The organism is Neobacillus sp. SM06, from assembly GCF_050496765.1.
GTDB lineage: Bacteria > Bacillota > Bacilli > Bacillales > Cytobacillaceae > JAEVLT01.
The window spans coordinates 325,218-344,605 of sequence record NZ_JBNWEO010000018.1; the positions used below are offsets into that span (position 1 = coordinate 325,218).

The following is a 19,388-nucleotide window of genomic DNA, read 5'->3' on the forward strand; positions in this document are numbered from 1 at the left end:
TCCGGCAATTAAAAGCGCAAATGTTGAATTATGTTGAAATTGGTTGTTTTTTAACGAATATCAATTGATTCCCTCTATTTACTCTTAAATCTATTCTTTTTTAAGTTTGACAAAAAAATAGTTTTTTGTCTCGTATACAATATATAGTGGTGTCGAAAATATTTTATGTACTATATATTGATTTTTGGTGTTTCAATATGATAACGTTAGGGTAATCCATTTACTAACTAGATCTAGTAAAAAATCTACTAGAATCCAGATAGGGTAAGATTGATTTTGAAGGAGATGTTTCCATGGCTGTTGGTTTAAGACAAAAACTGAATATTGATTTTGAAAGATTAAACGAGGACATCGGTTTGTTCCCACAAGTACACCCTGTGACGCCAGATATGAAAATGACGCACAAGGGTGTTTCTCGTTTGGTGATGATTGACCGTTATTCGTTTAAAGACACAGAAAAAATTACGCTCACAAATGGTGACTTCGTTGTTTTAACAATAAAAGAGGATCCAAAATTTCCCGCACGCGGCCTTGGATACATTACTGAAATCGACTGGGAAAACAAAAAGGCAAAGGTTTTAGTGGAAGAGGAGTTCAGAGGAGTGCTGGACGATCCGGCAGAAGCTGAAACGGGGATTGTTTTCCGCTCTTTAGATGTAATCGAAAAGCCGCTGGAGATTTTTTATGAGCAAATCGCAAAGCGGAATGCAACCGGGCTTGCTGCTGTCGAAGAAACAGAAGAAAAGCGTCAGGAGTGGTTTGAAAAGTTTTACCAGGAACTAGTAAACTTGAATTTTATTCCTGCAGGCCGTGTGCTTTACGGCGCAGGAGCAGACACGGACGTGACCTATTTCAACTGTTATGTGATGCCTTTTGTTGCCGACTCCCGCGAAGGCATTTCCGATCATCGCAAGCAAGTGATGGAAATTATGAGCCGCGGCGGGGGAGTTGGGACGAACGGTTCTACATTAAGACCGCGCAACACCCTTGCGAAAGGGGTCAATGGCAAATCTTCCGGCTCCGTTTCATGGCTGGACGATATTGCAAAACTGACCCATTTAGTTGAGCAGGGCGGATCCCGTTAATTGCTCCAACGGCGGGATTAAAATCTCGTGAATTGCTGGAACACCCTTAGAGCTTTATCAACCACAACGTGACTGGCAACGGTGAGCGTGATGGTTTGAAAATGATAAGGATTGGGCAATCAGCAGCGAAGCATCTTTGGAAACGAAGATGAACGTTCAACGACTATTGAAACTCCCTAAATTCTTACCATTATAAATAAAAAGGTGTGTGATTAAAATGGTAGACAAGGGAGGAGTAAACCATGACAAACGGCAACGTGGTTATGGGGCACGAGACAAAGAAGAAATTATTAATTCGATTATTAAACTCCATGCAGAAGGGTATAGCCAAGTTGATATAGCTAAAATTCTAAAGATAAGCCGTGGAACCATTAAACGTTGGAATGATGATCTTCACTTTATCGAAGCAAGAACCCCAGGTGAAGCAGGAAAACTAAAAAATAAATTCTATAAATACGATCAAGATTATTTTGAAGTCATCCAAACACCTAATCAAGCTTATATAGCAGGATATATCACCGGAGACGGAACTGTTTTCGACCGAAAGAAATCTAAAAGATTGGTTTTAACACTGGCGGAGGAAGACAAACAGCTGCTATACGATATTGGAAGAGAAATGAATATAGTAGATGCTATCAAATTTAGAAAAAGAAATGCCGAAAATGAGCAGAACAAATATTCATTAACAATCAATTCAACAAAAATGTGTAATGATTTGATTTCTCTAGGAATAGGTCCAAGAAAAACTGGAAAAGAAAAATGGATTGATTTCAATGACAGCAAAATTCAATGGGCATTTCTTAGAGGCTTCTTTGATGCAGATGGGCATATAAGAGTTTATCTGCGAAATGGTTATCGAAAGGCTAGATTAGGTTTCACGGGTAATCCGGATATGTTGATATCGATCCTGGCATTTTTTAAAACTAATGGTTTTGCTAAAAATGTCCATTCAATCTCACATAAGCAAGGATGCTCTGACTTATATCTAAGCAGTGTAAAAGAAATTAGAGAAATTGGAAAAAAGCTATTCCAATATGGAGATATAAAATTAAATCGAAAATATGAAAAATTTTCTTCTTTGATGATATAGTCTGATCTCATATGAAAGTATGAGAGCTAGGCAGAAATGTCCTAGCCACTCGAAAAAAAGTGTAACAAAATAGCGTGGGGCCCAGATGATTATGCTGGCGGATTGGCATCCAGATATTATCGAATTCATTATTTCAAAGATGCAAAATCCGAAAATTTTGCGTTTCTTGATTGAAAATACAAATGATGAAACAATTCGCAGGCATGCGAAGGCTAAGTTGAAATTCATTCCTTTAACAGAGCAGGAAAAAGCGATGTATCAAGGAATTGTAAATTACAAAGCGATACCGGGATACGGCGGCTTTAGTGAAAAAATTATTGCCGATGCCGAAGAAAAGCTTGAAATTGGCGGTAATTTTGCAGTTCATAATCCTGAGTTCCTAACAGGGGCGAATATTTCTGTTACTTTAACAAAGGAATTTATGGAAGCTGTTGAAAATGATGGGGATTATGAACTTCGCTTCCCTGACGTGGAAAGCTATGATGAAGAAATCATGAAAATTTATAACGAGGAATGGCATAAAATCGGCGATGTCCGCGAATGGGAAAAGATGGGGTATAAAGTGCGCGTTTATAAAAAGATTCGTGCGAAAGAACTCTGGAACCTGATCAACATCTGTGCAACATATTCAGCCGAACCAGGTATTTTCTTTATCGATAATGCCAACGACATGACCAATGCAAAAGCATATGGACAAAAAGTCGTTGCGACAAATCCGTGTGGTAAAGTGGCTTAATTTGCCTCACGTTAAAAATTGCGGAATGAAGCGGGAACCCTGAGATGGGAATCCGAACCGAAGGCCGGTGTAAAAAACCGGTCAGGGGCAACGCATAGATCGTGAACCTGTCTTTGGCAGAATATAATCGATCCACGAGGCCGCAACACTAATTCTACTTAGTGAAAAGCTATGCTGAGCTAACGGGAAGTGAACCGTTAGAACTAAAGGATAAAAAGCCTTTAGGATAACAAATACTGGAACAGCCACTTGCACCGTTTTCTGTTTGCAACCTTGCAGCTGTGAATCTTGCCGAGATGGCAGATAAGGAAACGAAGATGGTTGATTACGAAAAATTAAAGCAAACTGTCGCAGTAGGCGTGAGGATGCAGGACAATGTGATCAATGCGACGCCTTACTTCCTTGAAGAAAATAAAAAGCAAGCACTAGGCGAACGCCGTGTTGGTCTTGGCGTTATGGGACTGCACGATCTGCTAATTTATTGCGAAACAGAATACGGTTCAGAAGCAGGAAATAAACTCGTTGACAAAGTATTTGAAACCATTGCGACAACCGCCTATGAAGCATCAGTAGAGCTGGCAAAAGAAAAAGGCAGCTTCCCATTCCTAATCGGAAGTACAGAAGAAGAAACCCAAAAATTACGCAATGCTTTTATTCATACAGGATTTATGAAAAAAATGCCTGAAAAAATCCGTCAGGAAATTTTACAATATGGCATTCGGAACTCACACCTATTAACCGTTGCTCCCACTGGATCCACTGGTACAATGGTCGGAGTTTCCACAGGATTAGAACCCTATTTTTCCTTTTCTTATTTCCGAAGTGGACGTCTTGGAAAATTTATTGAGGTAAAAGCGGATATTGTTCAAGAATACCTTGATCAACATCCCGAAGCAGATCCGAACAATCTGCCGAGCTGGTTTGTCACCGCAATGGATCTTTCACCAGAAGCCCATGCGGATGTGCAATGTGTCATCCAGCGCTGGGTTGACAGTTCCATCAGCAAAACCGTTAACGCACCAAAAGGCTATAGCGTAGAGAAAGTCCAAAAAGTATATGAGCGCCTATACCGCGGCGGTGCAAAGGGAGGAACGGTTTACGTCGACGGTTCCCGCGATTCGCAAGTGCTGACATTGAAAGCCGAGGAAAACAGCGATACAACCGAGACAACTGTTAAAGAAAAAACAAAACAGCATGTAGTGCTCGTTGATACGATCAGCGATCTTCGTTCAACCGATGTAACCATTGGCTCCGAAGTTGGCAACACTTGCCCGGTTTGCAGAAAAGGGAAAGTAAAAGAAATTGGCGGCTGCAATACGTGCACAAACTGCGGTGCCCAATTAAAATGCGGTTTGTAACTTTTAGCATTAGCATCAATCGTAACTTTGAAATAAAGTCATACCATTTTAAAAAAGATGTACCGTTTGAAACAAAGTTATACTGTTTATAAAAAGTTGCACTGTTTTACCCCTTTGGATAAAGTTGTCTAAAGGGGTGTTTTTTTATGTCTAAAAGAACGAGAACATTCTATTGGCGCCGGACATCATGTTGGCAATATAATCGAATATGTTTTATCCAAAATTAATTCTCTTCTTTCGTTTCTCGAAAAACCAACCAATTGACTAGTCCAAAAAGTGCAAGGGGCAAAATAATAACCAGAACAAGAAAAGTTGGATTTTTACCCCCTTGGAACAATTCCTTCGTTTGTGGAATCCTTAATAATAAACCAAAAACCCCTAAACTGACAATATAAGCAAGGCTCCCATAGAAGTCTCGTTTCTTCTTGAATAAAACATAAACAATTGCCATAATGAGAATAATAAGAATAGCCATCCAATCAAATGGAGAACCTATTTTCACAATGCCTTGTTTTGGTGCATACAAATTAATTAGGATAAATAAGCCAAATGGAATCATGACTAAGATCCACGCAACGAAAAATTTTATTAATTTTGGAAATTGTTTTTTTATATAAATACTCCAATGTAACAACTTAAAGGCCCAATAAACCAATGCAATTGATAGAATCCCATCCATTAATAGAATAAATACATTTACTTGTAATGTCGGTGCAATAAAGCCTCCGCCAATAGTGTAAAATGAGCTTATTAAAAATATCAAACCACTTATTTTAAAAATTGATTTCCATGAGGGTTTATCAAATTGCTTGGTTAGTTGATCGACGATTTCTTTTGGATTTTTACCAAAATACTCTTCTGCCGATTCCCCATGCTTTTGCGCTTCTAAAATATCTTGCAAGATCGTCATTAAATGTCGTTCGGTTTCTAATTCTTCGTGGAAAATTCCGAATGTGCGCATATATACAAGAATATCCTCATAGTACTCTTTATTTTCAGGGGTTAGCTGTTGTCGATCCTTATTATTTTGTTCTATTAATTGTTTGGCTGTATTATTTTTCAACCCACTCACTCTCCGTTCTTTTCTAAAATCTGATTCACCTTTACAATCAACATACTCCATTGTTCTTTAAAATCGTCTAATTGTTGTTCTCCTTCAGGTGTAATGAAGAAGTATTTTCGATTCGGTCCATCGGGTGAAGCTAACTCCATGCTTTTAATTAGCCCTTGTTTTTCTAACTTTTGCATGAGAGGATAAATCGTTCCACCTACTATTGTTGTAAAGCCATAATTACGCATCAATTGCACCAGTTCATAACCGTAAATACGTTGCTCTTTAACAATTGATAGCACACAACCTTCAAGTACGCCTTTTAATAACTGCGTCTCCTTCATTTATTCACCTCGCTAGTATGTAAAACATATTAGTTGATGATATTGTACCATGCAACAACTAGTTTGTAAAACACACTAGTTGAATATTTAGCTCTTGACATATTTAATTCTCGGTAGCAAATTGTTAAATATTTCAGTTTTAATGATCATGACGACAGATATAAGGTAATTGTTGCAGAACTTTGTCCCAATTGTAATTAATCTTTGTTCCACAAACGGGTCAGCATGGTATGTAAAAAGAACCCATTTTGATCTATTTCACAAAATGGGTTCTTTTTGTTTATCGGAAAATACTGGACTGTGAATCATGTGTAATATATAATTTACATTTAGTAATATATATGTTACGTTGTATATGGAGGATAAGCTATGAAAAACAACGTAAGGCTTGCCCGTATAAAAGCGGGATTAACACAGCAGGAGCTTGCCGATACGGTAGGCATTACTCGGCAGACAGTAAGTTTGATTGAAAAAGGAAAATATAATCCATCATTAAAATTGTGCCTGCAAATTTGTTATGCGGTGAATGCCAAATTGGATGAGATTTTTTGGATTGATAGGGAGGGATTCGAATGAAAAAAATCCTAGATGAACGGCTGATAGTACAAAATTTACAACATATAAAAATAGCATTTATAGTACAAACAATAGGGATTCTCTGTATTCTTGGCTATGAGGCCTATAAGGGCGGAGTAGAAGGAATGATCAAGAACCCATTATGGATAGTTTTCATGCTTACTTCCGTTATCTTCGGTTATCTAAATCTGAGTGTTAGTGTGGAGCATGAAAGGAAGCCGAAAAAGCCAGTAAGGGCGTTTAATATTAGTCTTATTGTAGTAACGATCATTGCGATTGCTTTTGCCACACTTACGTCCATTACCCCGAACTTCAACTGGGGCGATGGCTTACTGGTAGGTGGGATTATAGTCGTTTGCGGAATCATCCCTGTTACTTATGTGTACCGTCTAAGGATTAAAAAAGAAAAAGATCTGGAGGAAGATGACTAATTATACTAAACATTCTGGCGCGATTTCAAAAGATAACGCGCCTGTTTCATGTTTGGCAATAGAATCGAATAGGTTGTATCCAAAATTAATTTTCTTCTTTCGTTTCTCGAAAAACCAACCAATTGACTAGTCCAAAAAGTGCAAGAGGCAAAAGTCAAAAATCATATTGTATTTAATGAGAGCTTAGTGAAAAAAACATATGTATTTGGGATAATTATATTTGTGAAAATATAGAACGTTTTATTAAAATATATGTTATTATATTCCATAAGGATGTGTATATATGGAGTTACTAACACTAGACACTTTATTTTATATATCAATTTTCATATTTATAGGTTTCTTTTTGAATGCTGCTCTTATTCTTTCTGAATACAAAGTAAACCAACACGTTGGTTTACAACAAAAAGATTTGTGCATTGCGCAAAATGTCAACGCTAATCTTTTACACCTGATGTCAGAGATATCAATAAAGATCATTTCATGTACTTTTTTATTGATGAAGTTTTTAAGGGGACAAATACAATTGAGAGGATTGCTGCGGCTGAATCAGTTTTAAATTATTTAAGTGATTGTAATGAAACAAGAATTATGGCAGCAACGCATGATTTGGAACTAACTGATCTCTTATCAACAAAGTACGATAATTATCATTTTCGAGAACAGATTATAAATGATGAAATTATTTTTGACTATTTAATTAAGGCAGGTCCTTCTAAAACAAGAAATGCAATTGAATTATTGCGGATCACGAATTTTCCGGAACAAGTGTATCATCAAGCTTTACGTAAGTCCAAGGAACTTATTGGTTAGAGTTGCATTGTAAAGGGCGGACTTGTTGAAGATTGCAGTTATAAATCAACCTTTTTTATGAAATTTGTTCAATATTTTACAAATAAAGAACCCGTTTTGATCAATTTTTTTCAAAACGGGTTCTTTACATTAATATAAGATGTGGGTTTGTGATGTATTTTTTAAAACAACATCAATTAGTTCTATATTGTAAAATATCAGTGCGGGGAATTATTGCCAGGCTATTTTCATATTAGCGAAAGCAGGGTTAAAAAATGGATTATTTAAATCACCAGTTGGCACAGGAAATTGTTGATCGGACGATGCAAATTATTAAGCGAAATATCAATGTGATGAATGAAAAAGGCGTCATCATCGGATCTGGGGATAGAAGTAGAATCGATTCAATTCATGAAGGAGCGCTCAAAGTCATTGAGGGACAAACCGGTTTTGAGATCAATGAAATGGAAGCCGAGGAACTTCATGGCGTGAAAAAAGGCATCAACCTCCCAATCATGCTTCACGGGAAAATCGTTGGGGTCATTGGCATTACCGGAAATCCTGATGACGTCTCAAGCTTTGGCGAACTCGTTAAAATGACGGCGGAAATGATCATTCAGCAAGCAGTTCTGATGGAAGAACTTCAGTGGGATAAACGGCTGAAAGAGGAACTCGTCAGCCAGCTTTTGCATCAGCCGGCACAATTGGATACGTTTTTTTATGAGAGGATCAACCGTCTCGGAATCAATTTAGAAACACCGCGAGTCCCCATATTGTTTATTGCTGAGGATCGTTTGTATTTTTTTAAAAAAGTGACCGAGAGACTTGAACCACACGATCTGTACGTCATGGAACAAGAGCAACTGGTCATTTTAAAACCCGTCTTTTCAAAAATAGATACAATTGTAAATTGGATTGACAGCTTGCTGAACAGTGGTATCCCATTTAAGGTATCTGTTGGCAGTATTTGCAATACCGTAAAAGGCTTGTCTGAATCTTATGCGGACGCAAAAATAACCTTGATGGTAGGAAAAACGCTTCATCCTGAAAAAAACATTTATCGATTTGATGACTATCACATCCCTGTATTTCTGGCAAAGTCAGCCCAAAACGGGACTCCAAAAGTCGGAAAGTATTATCACCAATTGAAACAAAGTGATGGGAAAAATGGAGAATTAATTGAAACTTTGCTCGCCTATATTGAAGAAAATGGTGATATTCAAGCAACAACGCAGAGATTATTCATCCACCGCAACACATTGCGCTACCGCTTGGAAAGGATCGCAGCGATAACCGGGAAGAATCCGCAGAAATTGAAGGATCTACTCGAGCTGTATCTTTCGATTTTACAAGAGAAAGTTCATTGTGCAGATGCCTAAAAATTTTTAAGGGTATCTGCACATTTTTTGTATAAGTGAACAATGAAACCCCTTCCAAATGCGCTTACAATATGGATAAGCCAAACAAGGAGGAACTCAGATGAATGCACATGTACAAGTAAGCGCTTTAGGTGCCATTGCAGCACTCGTCATTGCCATATTTTTGATTTTAAAAAAAGTCTCCCCTGCTTATGGAATGATTGCCGGAGCACTCTTCGGCGGTCTAATTGGTGGAGTGGATATTCCAAATACCGTGAATTTGATGATGGAAGGCGCAAAAGGGATTATCCCGGCAGTGCTTCGCATTCTTGCTGCCGGCATTCTTGCAGGTGTTTTAATTGAATCAGGTGCTGCGGCTGTCATAGCAGAAACGATTGTGAAAAAACTCGGAGAAACACGGGCATTATTGGCACTTTCGATTGCGACATTGATTCTGACTGCCGTTGGTGTTTTTATCGATGTTGCTGTTATTACGGTTTCGCCGATTGCTCTGGCAATTGCAAACCGGGCTGGTATCTCCAAAACAGCAATCTTGCTTGCGATGATTGGCGGCGGTAAAGCGGGAAACATCATGTCGCCCAATCCGAACGCAATTGCTGCATCGGATGCATTTAAAGTACCGCTGACTTCTGTTATGGCAGCAGGGATCATTCCAGCTGTTTTTGGGGTTGCCATTACGTATTTGTTAGCAAAAAGGCTTGCAAAAAAAGGATCCAACGTTGATCAAAATGAAGTTCAAACACATCATGGCGGCAAATTGCCCTTCTTCTTACCTGCTCTTGCAGCACCGATCGTTGCGATTGTTTTACTGGCATTACGGCCACTTTTTAACATTAATATCGATCCAATGATAGCCCTTCCGGTGGGAGGGATTGCCGGTGCGCTTGTGATGGGGAAAGGAAGAAACCTCAACGAATACGCTGTCTCAGGACTTGGTAAAATGGCAGGTGTGGCCATCATGCTGCTCGGTACGGGAACATTGGCAGGTATTATTGCAAACTCGGGATTGAAGGATGTTTTGATCGATGGCTTGAACGCACTCGGCTTGCCGGGATACGTACTGGCACCTGTCTCAGGAATCTTTATGTCAGCAGCAACCGCCTCAACAACTGCCGGAACAGCGGTTGCCAGTCAAGTTTTCAGTTCAACCCTATTAGGAATGGGCGTATCCGCTTTAGCAGCCGCTGCCATGATTCATTCAGGTGCAACTGTCCTTGATCACTTGCCGCATGGAAGTTTCTTTCATGCAACTGGTGGAAGCGTCAACATGGAAATCAAGGAGCGATTAAAAGTAATTCCTTATGAAACACTTGTGGGACTTACGCTGGCTGTCATTTCAACCTTGATTTTCGGAGTATTTCATCTCTTTGGTTAACAAGATAGAAAAATAGATGGGAGTCGAGAGATTATGAAAATTGTCATTGCACCAGATTCATTTAAAGAAAGTTTAACTGCGATGGAAGTTGCGGAAGCGATTGAAAAGGGGATGAAGCAAGTTTTGCCCGACGCTGATTATGTTAAAATCCCAATGGCTGACGGGGGTGAAGGAACGGTTCAATCGCTCGTAGATGCAACGGGAGGACAAATGGTTTTCCAAACAGTGACTGGACCGCTTGGTGAACGGGTGAATGCTTTTTTTGGGATGCTCGGAGACGGAAAAACAGCAGTGATTGAGATGGCAGCAGCCTCCGGCTTACATTTAGTTCCTACTGTAAAAAGGAACCCGCTGTTGACAACGACAAAAGGTACTGGAGAATTAATTTTAGCTGCATTGGATCATGGTGCACAGCATATTATTATCGGACTTGGCGGCAGTGCAACGAATGATGGCGGTGCTGGTATGGCAAAGGCGCTTGGAGTGAGGCTTCTCGATGAAACCGGAACGGAAATTGGCGATGGCGGCGTTTCTCTAAATCAATTGAGAAAAATTGATTGTACCACAATGGATCCGCGCTTAAAAAACATCAAAATCGAGGTTGCTTGTGATGTGGATAATCCACTTACAGGAGAAAGAGGGGCATCTGCGATTTTTGGCCCGCAAAAAGGGGCAACACCTGAAATGGTTGCGCAGTTGGATGCAAATCTTGGCCATTTTGCCGAAATTATTGAGCGAGATCTTGCAAAAAAGATCAACGATGTAGCTGGTTCTGGTGCGGCAGGCGGACTAGGCGGCGGATTGCTGGCATTCTTGCCGGCGCAACTGAAACGAGGGGTGGATATTGTCATCGAGGCAACAGGTCTTGCCGAAATCGTAACAGATGCCAATTTAGTTATTACCGGTGAGGGGAAAATTGATCGGCAAACAATCTTTGGCAAGACTCCAATTGGCGTAGCTAAAATAGCAAAGAGCGCTGGGGTTCCAGTCATTGCCATTGCAGGAAATATTGGAGATGACAGCAAGATCGTCCATGAACATGGAATTGACGCCTTGTTCAGTATTGTCCCGGGAATTGTTTCATTGGAAAATGCTTTCGAAAACGCAGGCAAGTATGTGGAAAATACAGCAGCGAACATTGCCACAGTTTGGAATTTAAATCGGTAAGTGTTCCCTGTTCAAAAAAAGAGTTCCATGCGAAATGAACAAAAAATTTATAGCCTGTTCGGGTACTATTTTTTAAAGCTCCCGCTTAAAGATGTATCAATGAATACATCAATGGGAGTGGCGGCAATGAAGATTGACGGCGTATTCTCTGGCGGCGGGATCAAGGGATTTGCACTGATTGGGGCCTATGAAGAAATTGAAAGAAGAGGATTGAGCTTTGTCAGAGTCGCGGGAACAAGTGCAGGTGCGATTGTTGCTGCCTTTATTGCTGCGGGGTATACAAGCAGGGAAATTTTTCAACTTGTGGATGAATTGGATATGAGAAAATTGCTTGATAACCGCAAAACGTTTCTCCCCTTCTCGCTAGCCAAATGGTTGCTGGCCTATTGGAAGCTTGGATTGTATAAAGGGAATGAATTTGAAAAATGGATCAAGGAGAAGTTAGAAGCAAAAGGCGTACGAACATTTTCCGACTTACCGCCGCAAACCTTGCGAGTTATTGCCTCTGATTTAAGCAATGGGCAGATGGTTGTCATTCCTGACGATCTTGGGAAATATGGAATTGATCCAGGCTCATTTTCGATTGCCAAAGCCATTCGGATGAGCTGCAGCATTCCCTATTTTTTTGAGCCGGTAAAAATTCGGTCGATTACAGGGGTTAATATAGTGGTGGACGGGGGAGTCTTGAGTAATTTTCCGATCTGGCTGTTTGATCAAGAGGATACCGTAAAAGTTCGTCCAGTTCTCGGAATTAAGCTTAGCCACAGCGAGTTTCAACATAGAAAACATCGGATTGCAAATGCTGTCCAGCTTTTCGCCGCTCTTTTTGAAACAATGAAAGATGCGCATGATGCCCGATATATCTCCAAAAAACATGTGAGAAATATTATCTTTATTCCAACGGAAGGCGTGTTATCAACGGAGTTTCAATTAACAGAAGAAAAAAAACAAGCACTGTTTCAATATGGAAGAAAATGCGCCGAAAAATTTTTCAAGAGTTGGAGTTATTAACAGAAAGGAAACGAAGGAAAATCGAGCCTAAAAAGAGGCTCGATTTTTCTTTTTGCTTTTTTTTCCGTCAATAACGGTCAGATGAGCAGGCGTTTTCTTTTTTGTCTTTGATGATTTTTTCAATGGTGCCAATGTTCCGGAAAAGGGATTTCGCATTGGCGATTCCCCTCCCCGCTTCTGCAACCTTTTTTTCGATTGTCTAGCGGCTTTAAGAAATGCACGCTGCTCTTTTTTCTGAGGATTTGCTTTAAATATGAGCCGAACAACAAAGTAAATAGCCGCTACAATGAATCCCATGACAGCTATTTTCTGAAGAAAACCAATTGGATTTCCTATAAACATACCAGTAATGCCAATCAATGCAAGAATCAAAAGCCCAGCAACAAGAAGATTTGATGTCCGATTTTTCATGAAAGCCACCTCCCTAAGAGCATCATAAGCATTTTTTTCTTCTTTTAAACGCGGATCAAGTAAGGTTTAGACAATTTCTTCCGTTTGCAATTGGTCTTCCGTTTCTTTCTCCATTTCCAATAATTTTTTGAAGGAGAGAATGGCCACTTCAATTTGGTCATCATTCGGCTCCTTCGTTGTCAAAAGCTGAAGCCAAAGACCTGGAAGACCTAAATATTTCAACACCGGAATGTCCTTTAATTTATTTGTCCATTGAAGAACTTCAAAGGATATGCCAAGAACAACCGGGATTAATGCCAGCCGGTCAACAACCCTAAGCCAAAGCGGATTCGTTGGTACAAGCATATAAACAAACACACCTACTACAACGGTAAATAGGATAAAGCTGCTACCGCAGCGGTAATGGAGCCGGGAATGGGCACGAACATTTTCAACCGTTAATTCTTTGCCGGCTTCAAATGTGTTGATCACCTTATGTTCCGCCCCGTGGTATTGAAAAACCCGTTTAATTAAAGGGGTTAGCGAAACGAAATATATATAGGCAAGGAGCAACAGAAGCTTAAAGAAACCCTCTACAAGTACTTGCTCAAAATCCGTAGGGAAAATGGGCTTTGTTAAAACAGCGAGAAAAATAGGAACCAATGTAAAGACAAATTTTCCAAACAGAAAGGAGATGACTCCAATTGCTGCCACACCCAGGTACATGGTGAGTTTGGAAACTTCTTTTTCTTTAATTGTATGATCCTCGCTTGGCTCAACATCAAAGCGTTCCGTAGAAAAGTTTAAATGCTTTGACCCATTTGCACTTGCTTCGATGATCGAAATAATTCCCCGAAGAAAAGGGGTTTTTTTCAATTTGGCTAAAGTAGGATCGACTTTGCGTGGTAAATGAAAGTACTCGATCGACTGATCCTTTCGGCGGACAGCGGTAACATAGTGATGTTTCCCGCCAAACATCACTCCTTCAACGACAGCCTGGCCGCCATATACGGGTTTTTGCTTATTCGACATTTTGTTACACCAACCTAATTCAAAGTTGCACATCAGCAAAATAAAAATCTGTATGTACTTACATTTATTCTACTAAAAAAGTGAAAAAACCTCTAGAAAGCAAACAATATTTCCATTTTTTATTTTATTGCAGGTTTTTTCTGCAAGGAAATGGGCTTGCTTGGGTATATTACAATTATGGGTTATGCCGGGAAATCATGTAAGCGAAATTCACTCTCGTTTTTAACAGAATATGTTAATCCGGAGGTTAAAGCAATGGGAAATCAGCAAACTGAGAAAAAACGGGATTATCCAAAACCGATGTCTTTCATAGTGCTAGTGTTTTGGACAGGCCTCTTTGGCGGAATTTTTTGGAGTTTAATGGGCTATATTGCCTATCTATTCAGTTTTACCGAACTGAGTCCTCGAGTGGTTTTGGAGCCTTGGGCTCTTGGTAATTGGAAAGAAGGCTGGCTCGGTACGATTATTTCCCTTTTAGTAATAGGGATTTTTTCGGTGGCGGCAGCTTATCTTTATTATGCATTTTTAAAAAAACGAAAAGGTATTTGGCCTGGAATTGGATACGGCCTGTTTATTTTTTTGCTCATCTTTTTTGTCTTGAACCCACTTTTTCCGAGTATTCGTCCCATTACTGATCTAAGCAGGGATACAATTATCACCTCTATTTGTTTATATGCGATATATGGTATGTTTATTGGCTATTCGATCAGTTATGAATACGAAAACAAACATGGCAAAAATCAAGAAGCAGCGGACTGATACAAAATTAGCCTGCATGATCCTTCATATGATAAAATGGATCCAGGCCAAAACGCGTTTAAACAGCACCATTCGCACTATTACATATGAAGATTTGTTGTAAGAATTGAGTTTGTTGCTTTATTTTCGTAAAGGATGATGGTTTGATACGCTGATGAAAAGGAAAGCTCAAGACTCTGGATTTGAAGGCAAAGGAGAGAAACAAAGTGGAAAAATTACAGAAATTAAGATCGAGTTTTGCAAGTGCGGGAATTGACGGCCTTCTTGTTACAAGTGCCTATAACCGCCGCTATATTTCAGGCTTTACAGGAACTTCAGGTGTTGTATTAATCAGCGGCGAACGTGCTCTTTTTATCACCGATTTCCGGTATGTGGAACAGGCAGCAAAACAATGCCAGGGATTTGAAATTGTCCAGCATACTGGACCGATTATCGACGAAGTGGCAGCACAGGTAAAGAATCTGGGTATCCAAAAGCTTGGCTTTGAAGAGGAGTATGTGACGTTTTCTGCATACAAAGCCTACGAAAAAGCTGTAAAGGCAGAACTGGTTCCTGTTTCGGGATTAATTGAAAAGTTACGCTTGATAAAGAACGATGCAGAGATTAAGATATTAAAGGAAGCAGCAGACATTGCGGACGCTGCATTTAAGCATATCATCGAATTCATTCGCCCAGGAATAACAGAACTGGAAGTTGCGAATGAACTCGAGTTCTTTATGAGGAAAGCGGGTGCAGCATCTTCGTCATTTGATACGATTGTCGCCTCCGGTCTTCGGTCTGCCCTCCCACACGGAGTAGCAAGTGACAAAGTCATTGAAACGGGGGATTTTGTTACCCTTGACTACGGTGCTTATTACAAAGGCTATGTTTCAGACATTACACGAACGGTTTCTGTCGGCCATCCCGATGATAAGCTAAAAGAGATTTATGCGATCGTCCTGGAAGCCCAGCTGCGTGGAATGGCAGGTATTAAGCCGGGAATGACAGGAAAGGAAGCTGACGCCCTAACACGCGATTTGATTGTTGAAAAAGGTTATGGCGATTATTTTGGCCATTCAACCGGACACGGCATTGGTCTTGAAGTTCACGAAGGACCAGCGTTGTCTGTTCGTTCTGATACAGTTTTAGTGCCTGGAATGGTCGTAACATGTGAGCCGGGAATATATATTCCAGGTTTAGGCGGAGTACGAATCGAGGATGATACACTGATCACGGCGGATCATAATGTAGCGCTTACCCATTCAACGAAAGAACTTATTATTTTGTAATGTACTAGGAGGATATAGTGGATGATCTCAGTAAATGATTTTCGTACAGGACTTACAATCGAGGTAGACGGCGGTATTTGGCGCGTCTTGGATTTCCAACACGTCAAGCCGGGAAAGGGAGCAGCGTTTGTCCGCTCAAAGCTTCGCAACCTTCGTACCGGAGCCATTCAGGAAAAAACGTTTCGTGCCGGTGAAAAAGTTGCCAAAGCGCAAATTGATAACCGTAGAATGCAATATTTATATGCAAATGGCGACCAACATGTGTTTATGGATAATGAATCATATGAACAGATTGAACTTCCAGCAGCAAATATTGAATATGAATTGAAATTCTTAAAGGAAAACATGGAAGTATCCATTATGATGTACCAAGGAGAAACATTGGGCGTTGAACTTCCAAACACTGTTGAACTCGAAGTAACGGAAACAGAACCAGGAATTAAAGGCGATACTGCATCTGGAGGCACAAAGCCGGCTACACTTGAAACAGGACTTGTAGTTCAAGTGCCTTTCTTTGTCAACCAAGGAGACCGTTTGATCATTAACACAACAGATGGAACATATGTATCGCGTGCATAACTTTTTTAGACCCAATTCGTTTAACAAGCGAATGGGGTCTTTTTGATTTATCCAACGGCACAAACCGAACAAGTAGTTGTGAATTTTATTCTTAAATCTTGTAAAAAAATTTTGCAGTAACGGCTGCTTTGATTATCAATTGGCCTGGTTCGATTTGAGTGGAGACTGCTCCTTTCACATATGAGCCGGGCTGGGTAATGACCGGACTTCCTGCCGTTCCCGTTTCTTTCACAGCGATGGGAACAGGATTTACATGTACTTTTAAAGCGGCGGAAATTGCCGTCGCTTTTTGCACAGCGTTTTTTACTGCAGCTGTCAGTGCTTGTTGATAGATGGACTCATTATTTTTAGACATAAATTGAACATTTGCTACATAGTTTGCACCGTGTTGAACAGCTGTATCAATTACCTCACCAATCCTATTTAAGTCGTCTATTTTGATTTGCAAAAGATGCGTTACTTTGTAACCAAGAAAGATCTGTTTACCATTTTCGAAATCATACTCAGAGTCAACTCGGTAGTCAAAAGTTTGCAGTTGATTTTTTGAGATTGCAAATTTGGTTAGCGATTGAATCACCTTTGTTATCACAGTGGCATTTTCTTGCTGCGCTTGCAGCACTGTCTTCCCTTCCGAAATCACACCCAAATGAATCGAGGCCAGATTTGGAGCAACAACCACTTCTGCTTCACCTGCCACCACAAGTAAAAAATCCCCTGGAATATCCTTTTTACCTCTGAAAGAATACGCCTGAAACATAACGATCTCCCCTTTATTCAAAAAGAATGGGTTTCCAACCTAGTTCCTTCTCTTTAAAAGTCATATTGTCTAGCGGCGAGCATACATTTTAACTAATGAGACAAGCAACAGAGGAGGTGCTCATTTGGAATCCATTCTGTCTATTTTACCTAAAACAATTGCCGAACAAATAAAGCAAATTCCTCCTTTTTTACAAGATGAAATAGAAGAAATACGAATCCGTATGAATCGGCCGATTGAAATTGCCGTTAACGGGAAGCCTAGATATTTATCATATGTGATTCAACCTGAAGATGCCTTTCATTTAATGAACAAAATCAGCCATTTTTCCATTTACACGCTTGAAGAAGAGCTGAAACGGGGTTATATTACCGTTTCTGGCGGCCACCGAATTGGTCTTGCCGGAAAAGTGATTTTGGAAAATGGATGTGTAAAGGCAATTCGTGATATTTCTTCTTTTAATATCCGAATTGCACGGGAAAAGATTGGGATTGCAGATGGCATTCTTCCCTTTCTTGTAAAAGAGAATTTGATGCATACAATGATTATTGGTCCGCCGCAAACAGGAAAAACAACCCTTTTACGAGATATTGCTAGAAGTCTCTCGATGGGAGAGGAAAAAAACAGCATACCCGCCCTTAAGGTTGGAATCGTTGATGAGCGTTCCGAAATCGCCGGATGTGTAAATGGCGTTCCCCAATTGACCTTTGGTTACCGAATCGATGTATTGGATGCCTGCCCAAAGGCAGAAGGAATGATGATGATGATTCGTTCAATGAGTCCAGATGTGTTGATAGTGGACGAGATTGGCCGCAAAGAGGATACGGAGGCAATCTTGGAGGCGGTGCATGCAGGAATTAAACTAATTATCACGATTCATGGAAATAGCCTTAACGATATCCGTAAGCGCCCATCTGTAAAGGAAATTCTGGATCAGGAGATTTTCCAGCGTTTCGTTGTTTTGACGCGCAAAAAAGGCCCGGGAACGATTGCCGATATTTTGGATCATCACGGCAAAGAGTTGTACCCGAAAAGGAGCGTGATTTAAATGCTGAAGCTGTTGGGCGCTGCATTTATCCTGGCGGCGACGACATGGACAGGGTTTGAAGCATCAAGGCGGTTTAGCGATCGTCCCAAACAGCTCCGCCTGTTAAAATCGGCCTTGCAATCACTCGAGGCGGAAATAATGTATGGACATACACCGCTGCATGAAGCTGCCAGAAGGCTCGCAGAACAGCTGCCAAACCCTCTGTCAACCCTTTTTGAGACGTTTTCGAAAAACTTGACTGACACGGAAACAACGGTGAAAGAAGCCTGGGAAGCAAGCTTAAAAAATGTATGGAAGCTAACAGCATTAAAACAAGGAGAATTTGAAATCATGAAGCAATTTGGAGAAACGCTGGGGCGCCATGATCGCTTTTCCCAACAAAAACAAATCATTCTCACCCTTACCCATCTGGAAAGGGAGGAAGCGGATGCCCGTGATAAGCAGGCAAAGTATGAAAAGATGGTAAAAAGCCTTGGCCTTTTGGCAGGCTTGTTATTGGTGATTATTTTATTTTAGGGGGAAAAGCAATGGGTTTGGATGTCGATATTATCTTTAAAATTGCCGGAGTCGGGATTGTCGTTGCCTTTTTGCATACGGTTCTTGATCAAGTAGGTAAAAAAGAGTATGCCCAGTGGGTGACCTTGTTCGGCTTCATTTATATTTTGTTTCAAGTTGCTACCATTGTAGATGATCTTTTTCAGAAAATAAAATCTGTTTTTTTATTTCAATAGAAAGGGGGGCTTGGCGATTGAAATCATCAAAATAGTCGGATTGGCTCTTATAGCCACCTTTCTTGCTCTCATTCTTAAAGAACAAAAACCTAATTTTGCTTTCTTGTTAATTGTATTTGTCGGCTGTGTCATCTTTCTGTTTCTCGTTGATAAAATTTCGGAGATTATCAATATGATTGAGAAACTGGCTACAGACGCCAAAGTAAACATGGTGTACGTAGAAACCATTTTAAAAATTATCGGGATTGCCTATATTGCGGAATTTGCTGCGCAAATAACTAAAGATGCCGGGCAGGGAGCAATTGCTTCCAAAATAGAGCTTGCAGGGAAAATTATTATTCTTGCAATGGCGATTCCAATTTTAACAGTCCTAATTGAAACGATTATGAAACTGATTCCAAGCTAATCTAGTTCAAATGAGGTGAAGCA

The 19,388-nt window shown here is 40.1% G+C and carries 20 protein-coding genes and 3 pseudogenes; 18 read left to right on the forward strand and 5 right to left on the reverse strand.

Annotated elements, in window-relative coordinates; genetic code table 11:
• Nucleotides 1-293 precede the first annotated feature (293 nt).
• The 4 genes and pseudogenes from ACQYAD_RS16755 to ACQYAD_RS16770 form a co-directional block, all read left to right on the forward strand.
• A pseudogene (locus tag ACQYAD_RS16755) lies at nt 294-1,082 on the forward strand (ribonucleotide reductase N-terminal alpha domain-containing protein); the annotation flags it as partial.
• A 220-nt stretch (nt 1,083-1,302) separates the two neighbouring features.
• Complete coding sequence (locus tag ACQYAD_RS16760) at nt 1,303-2,175, forward strand: LAGLIDADG family homing endonuclease (RefSeq protein ID WP_430239915.1); 873 nt, start codon at nt 1,303-1,305, stop codon at nt 2,173-2,175.
• A 73-nt stretch (nt 2,176-2,248) separates the two neighbouring features.
• Nucleotides 2,249-2,899: pseudogene (locus ACQYAD_RS16765) on the forward strand (vitamin B12-dependent ribonucleotide reductase); the annotation flags it as partial.
• Between the two features lie 251 nt (nt 2,900-3,150).
• A pseudogene (locus tag ACQYAD_RS16770) lies at nt 3,151-4,269 on the forward strand (vitamin B12-dependent ribonucleotide reductase); the annotation flags it as partial.
• 223 nt (nt 4,270-4,492) lie between these two features.
• Here the strand turns inward: ACQYAD_RS16770 and ACQYAD_RS16775 are convergent.
• Together ACQYAD_RS16775 and ACQYAD_RS16780 are read right to left on the reverse strand one after the other, a co-directional pair.
• Nucleotides 4,493-5,332 (reverse strand): hypothetical protein, encoded by an 840-nt coding sequence (locus tag ACQYAD_RS16775; RefSeq protein WP_430239916.1) that lies wholly within the window; start codon nt 5,330-5,332, stop codon nt 4,493-4,495.
• A gap of 5 nt (nt 5,333-5,337) precedes the next feature.
• Complete coding sequence (locus ACQYAD_RS16780) at nt 5,338-5,664, reverse strand: PadR family transcriptional regulator (protein ID WP_430239917.1); 327 nt, start codon at nt 5,662-5,664, stop codon at nt 5,338-5,340.
• A gap of 369 nt (nt 5,665-6,033) precedes the next feature.
• Here ACQYAD_RS16780 and ACQYAD_RS16785 point away from each other — a divergent pair, with 369 nt between their 5' ends.
• The 7 genes from ACQYAD_RS16785 to ACQYAD_RS16815 all read left to right on the forward strand — a co-directional run bounded on the left by ACQYAD_RS16785 (nt 6,034) and on the right by ACQYAD_RS16815 (nt 12,395).
• Nucleotides 6,034-6,240, forward strand: a complete 207-nt coding sequence (locus tag ACQYAD_RS16785; RefSeq protein ID WP_430239918.1) for a helix-turn-helix transcriptional regulator — start codon at nt 6,034-6,036, stop codon at nt 6,238-6,240.
• Nucleotides 6,237-6,671, forward strand: coding sequence for a hypothetical protein (locus ACQYAD_RS16790; RefSeq protein WP_430239920.1), 435 nt, complete (start codon nt 6,237-6,239; stop codon nt 6,669-6,671). The genes ACQYAD_RS16785 and ACQYAD_RS16790 overlap by 4 nt, the downstream gene beginning before the upstream one ends.
• Nucleotides 6,672-7,154: 483 nt before the next feature.
• Nucleotides 7,155-7,484 (forward strand): MutS-related protein, encoded by a 330-nt coding sequence (locus ACQYAD_RS16795; RefSeq protein WP_430239921.1) that lies wholly within the window; start codon nt 7,155-7,157, stop codon nt 7,482-7,484.
• A gap of 254 nt (nt 7,485-7,738) precedes the next feature.
• Nucleotides 7,739-8,842 carry a CdaR family transcriptional regulator gene (locus ACQYAD_RS16800; protein ID WP_430239923.1) on the forward strand — a complete coding sequence of 368 codons (1,104 nt, stop codon included), beginning with the start codon at nt 7,739-7,741 and terminating at the stop codon, nt 8,840-8,842.
• A 100-nt stretch (nt 8,843-8,942) separates the two neighbouring features.
• Nucleotides 8,943-10,217, forward strand: a complete 1,275-nt coding sequence (locus ACQYAD_RS16805; RefSeq protein WP_430239925.1) for a GntP family permease — start codon at nt 8,943-8,945, stop codon at nt 10,215-10,217.
• Nucleotides 10,218-10,250: 33 nt separating this feature from the next.
• Nucleotides 10,251-11,384 (forward strand): glycerate kinase, encoded by a 1,134-nt coding sequence (locus ACQYAD_RS16810; protein WP_430239926.1) that lies wholly within the window; start codon nt 10,251-10,253, stop codon nt 11,382-11,384.
• A gap of 126 nt (nt 11,385-11,510) precedes the next feature.
• Nucleotides 11,511-12,395, forward strand: coding sequence for a patatin-like phospholipase family protein (locus ACQYAD_RS16815; RefSeq protein ID WP_430240019.1), 885 nt, complete (start codon nt 11,511-11,513; stop codon nt 12,393-12,395).
• Between the two features lie 27 nt (nt 12,396-12,422).
• Here ACQYAD_RS16815 and ACQYAD_RS16820 read toward each other — a convergent pair whose 3' ends face one another.
• Nucleotides 12,423-12,806 carry an SA1362 family protein gene (locus tag ACQYAD_RS16820; protein ID WP_430239927.1) on the reverse strand — a complete coding sequence of 128 codons (384 nt, stop codon included), beginning with the start codon at nt 12,804-12,806 and terminating at the stop codon, nt 12,423-12,425.
• 66 nt (nt 12,807-12,872) lie between these two features.
• A complete protein-coding gene (locus tag ACQYAD_RS16825; protein WP_430239929.1) occupies nt 12,873-13,817 on the reverse strand; it encodes a DUF1385 domain-containing protein in 945 nt (314 codons plus the stop codon).
• A gap of 255 nt (nt 13,818-14,072) precedes the next feature.
• On the opposite strand from ACQYAD_RS16825, the gene ACQYAD_RS16830 reads away from it, so the two are divergent.
• The 3 genes from ACQYAD_RS16830 (at nt 14,073) to efp (ending at nt 16,423) form a co-directional block, all read left to right on the forward strand.
• Nucleotides 14,073-14,576, forward strand: a complete 504-nt coding sequence (locus tag ACQYAD_RS16830; RefSeq protein WP_430239930.1) for a YqhR family membrane protein — start codon at nt 14,073-14,075, stop codon at nt 14,574-14,576.
• 206 nt (nt 14,577-14,782) lie between these two features.
• A complete protein-coding gene (locus ACQYAD_RS16835) occupies nt 14,783-15,844 on the forward strand; it encodes a M24 family metallopeptidase (RefSeq protein ID WP_430239932.1) in 1,062 nt (353 codons plus the stop codon).
• Between the two features lie 21 nt (nt 15,845-15,865).
• On the forward strand, nt 15,866-16,423 hold the full coding sequence (gene efp, locus ACQYAD_RS16840) for an elongation factor P (protein ID WP_430239933.1): 558 nt from the start codon (nt 15,866-15,868) through the stop codon (nt 16,421-16,423).
• Between the two features lie 91 nt (nt 16,424-16,514).
• On the opposite strand, the gene ACQYAD_RS16845 is transcribed toward efp, so the two are convergent.
• On the reverse strand, nt 16,515-17,180 hold the full coding sequence (locus ACQYAD_RS16845; protein WP_430239934.1) for an SIMPL domain-containing protein: 666 nt from the start codon (nt 17,178-17,180) through the stop codon (nt 16,515-16,517).
• Between the two features lie 124 nt (nt 17,181-17,304).
• On the opposite strand from ACQYAD_RS16845, the gene spoIIIAA reads away from it, so the two are divergent.
• Genes spoIIIAA through spoIIIAD form a run of 4 tightly spaced genes read left to right on the forward strand, consistent with a single transcriptional unit; the run spans nt 17,305 to nt 19,365 of the window.
• Entirely contained in the window at nt 17,305-18,228 is a 924-nt protein-coding gene (gene spoIIIAA / locus ACQYAD_RS16850; protein WP_430239935.1) for a stage III sporulation protein AA, read from the forward strand.
• Entirely contained in the window at nt 18,229-18,744 is a 516-nt protein-coding gene (gene spoIIIAB / locus ACQYAD_RS16855; protein ID WP_430239937.1) for a stage III sporulation protein SpoIIIAB, read from the forward strand.
• Between the two features lie 11 nt (nt 18,745-18,755).
• The gene (gene spoIIIAC / locus ACQYAD_RS16860; RefSeq protein WP_205176482.1) at nt 18,756-18,959 is read left to right on the forward strand and encodes a stage III sporulation protein AC; all 204 of its coding nucleotides are present in this window, start codon (nt 18,756-18,758) and stop codon (nt 18,957-18,959) included.
• A gap of 10 nt (nt 18,960-18,969) precedes the next feature.
• Complete coding sequence (gene spoIIIAD, locus ACQYAD_RS16865) at nt 18,970-19,365, forward strand: stage III sporulation protein AD (protein WP_430239940.1); 396 nt, start codon at nt 18,970-18,972, stop codon at nt 19,363-19,365.
• Nucleotides 19,366-19,388: the final 23 nt, after the last annotated feature.

Coding starts and splice junctions, on each gene's coding strand:
- ACQYAD_RS16845 (WP_430239934.1), bottom strand. CDS start 17,180: ATGTTTCAGGCGTATTCTTTCAGAGGTAAAAAGGATATTCCAGGGGAT.
- ACQYAD_RS16795 (WP_430239921.1), top strand. CDS start 7,155: ATGTACTTTTTTATTGATGAAGTTTTTAAGGGGACAAATACAATTGAG.
- efp (WP_430239933.1), top strand. CDS start 15,866: ATGATCTCAGTAAATGATTTTCGTACAGGACTTACAATCGAGGTAGAC.
- ACQYAD_RS16815 (WP_430240019.1), top strand. CDS start 11,511: ATGAAGATTGACGGCGTATTCTCTGGCGGCGGGATCAAGGGATTTGCA.
- ACQYAD_RS16785 (WP_430239918.1), top strand. CDS start 6,034: ATGAAAAACAACGTAAGGCTTGCCCGTATAAAAGCGGGATTAACACAG.
- ACQYAD_RS16805 (WP_430239925.1), top strand. CDS start 8,943: ATGAATGCACATGTACAAGTAAGCGCTTTAGGTGCCATTGCAGCACTC.
- ACQYAD_RS16760 (WP_430239915.1), top strand. CDS start 1,303: ATGGTAGACAAGGGAGGAGTAAACCATGACAAACGGCAACGTGGTTAT.
- spoIIIAC (WP_205176482.1), top strand. CDS start 18,756: ATGGGTTTGGATGTCGATATTATCTTTAAAATTGCCGGAGTCGGGATT.
- ACQYAD_RS16790 (WP_430239920.1), top strand. CDS start 6,237: ATGAAAAAAATCCTAGATGAACGGCTGATAGTACAAAATTTACAACAT.
- ACQYAD_RS16830 (WP_430239930.1), top strand. CDS start 14,073: ATGGGAAATCAGCAAACTGAGAAAAAACGGGATTATCCAAAACCGATG.
- spoIIIAB (WP_430239937.1), top strand. CDS start 18,229: ATGCTGAAGCTGTTGGGCGCTGCATTTATCCTGGCGGCGACGACATGG.
- ACQYAD_RS16780 (WP_430239917.1), bottom strand. CDS start 5,664: ATGAAGGAGACGCAGTTATTAAAAGGCGTACTTGAAGGTTGTGTGCTA.
- ACQYAD_RS16820 (WP_430239927.1), bottom strand. CDS start 12,806: ATGAAAAATCGGACATCAAATCTTCTTGTTGCTGGGCTTTTGATTCTT.
- ACQYAD_RS16810 (WP_430239926.1), top strand. CDS start 10,251: ATGAAAATTGTCATTGCACCAGATTCATTTAAAGAAAGTTTAACTGCG.
- ACQYAD_RS16825 (WP_430239929.1), bottom strand. CDS start 13,817: ATGTCGAATAAGCAAAAACCCGTATATGGCGGCCAGGCTGTCGTTGAA.
- ACQYAD_RS16800 (WP_430239923.1), top strand. CDS start 7,739: ATGGATTATTTAAATCACCAGTTGGCACAGGAAATTGTTGATCGGACG.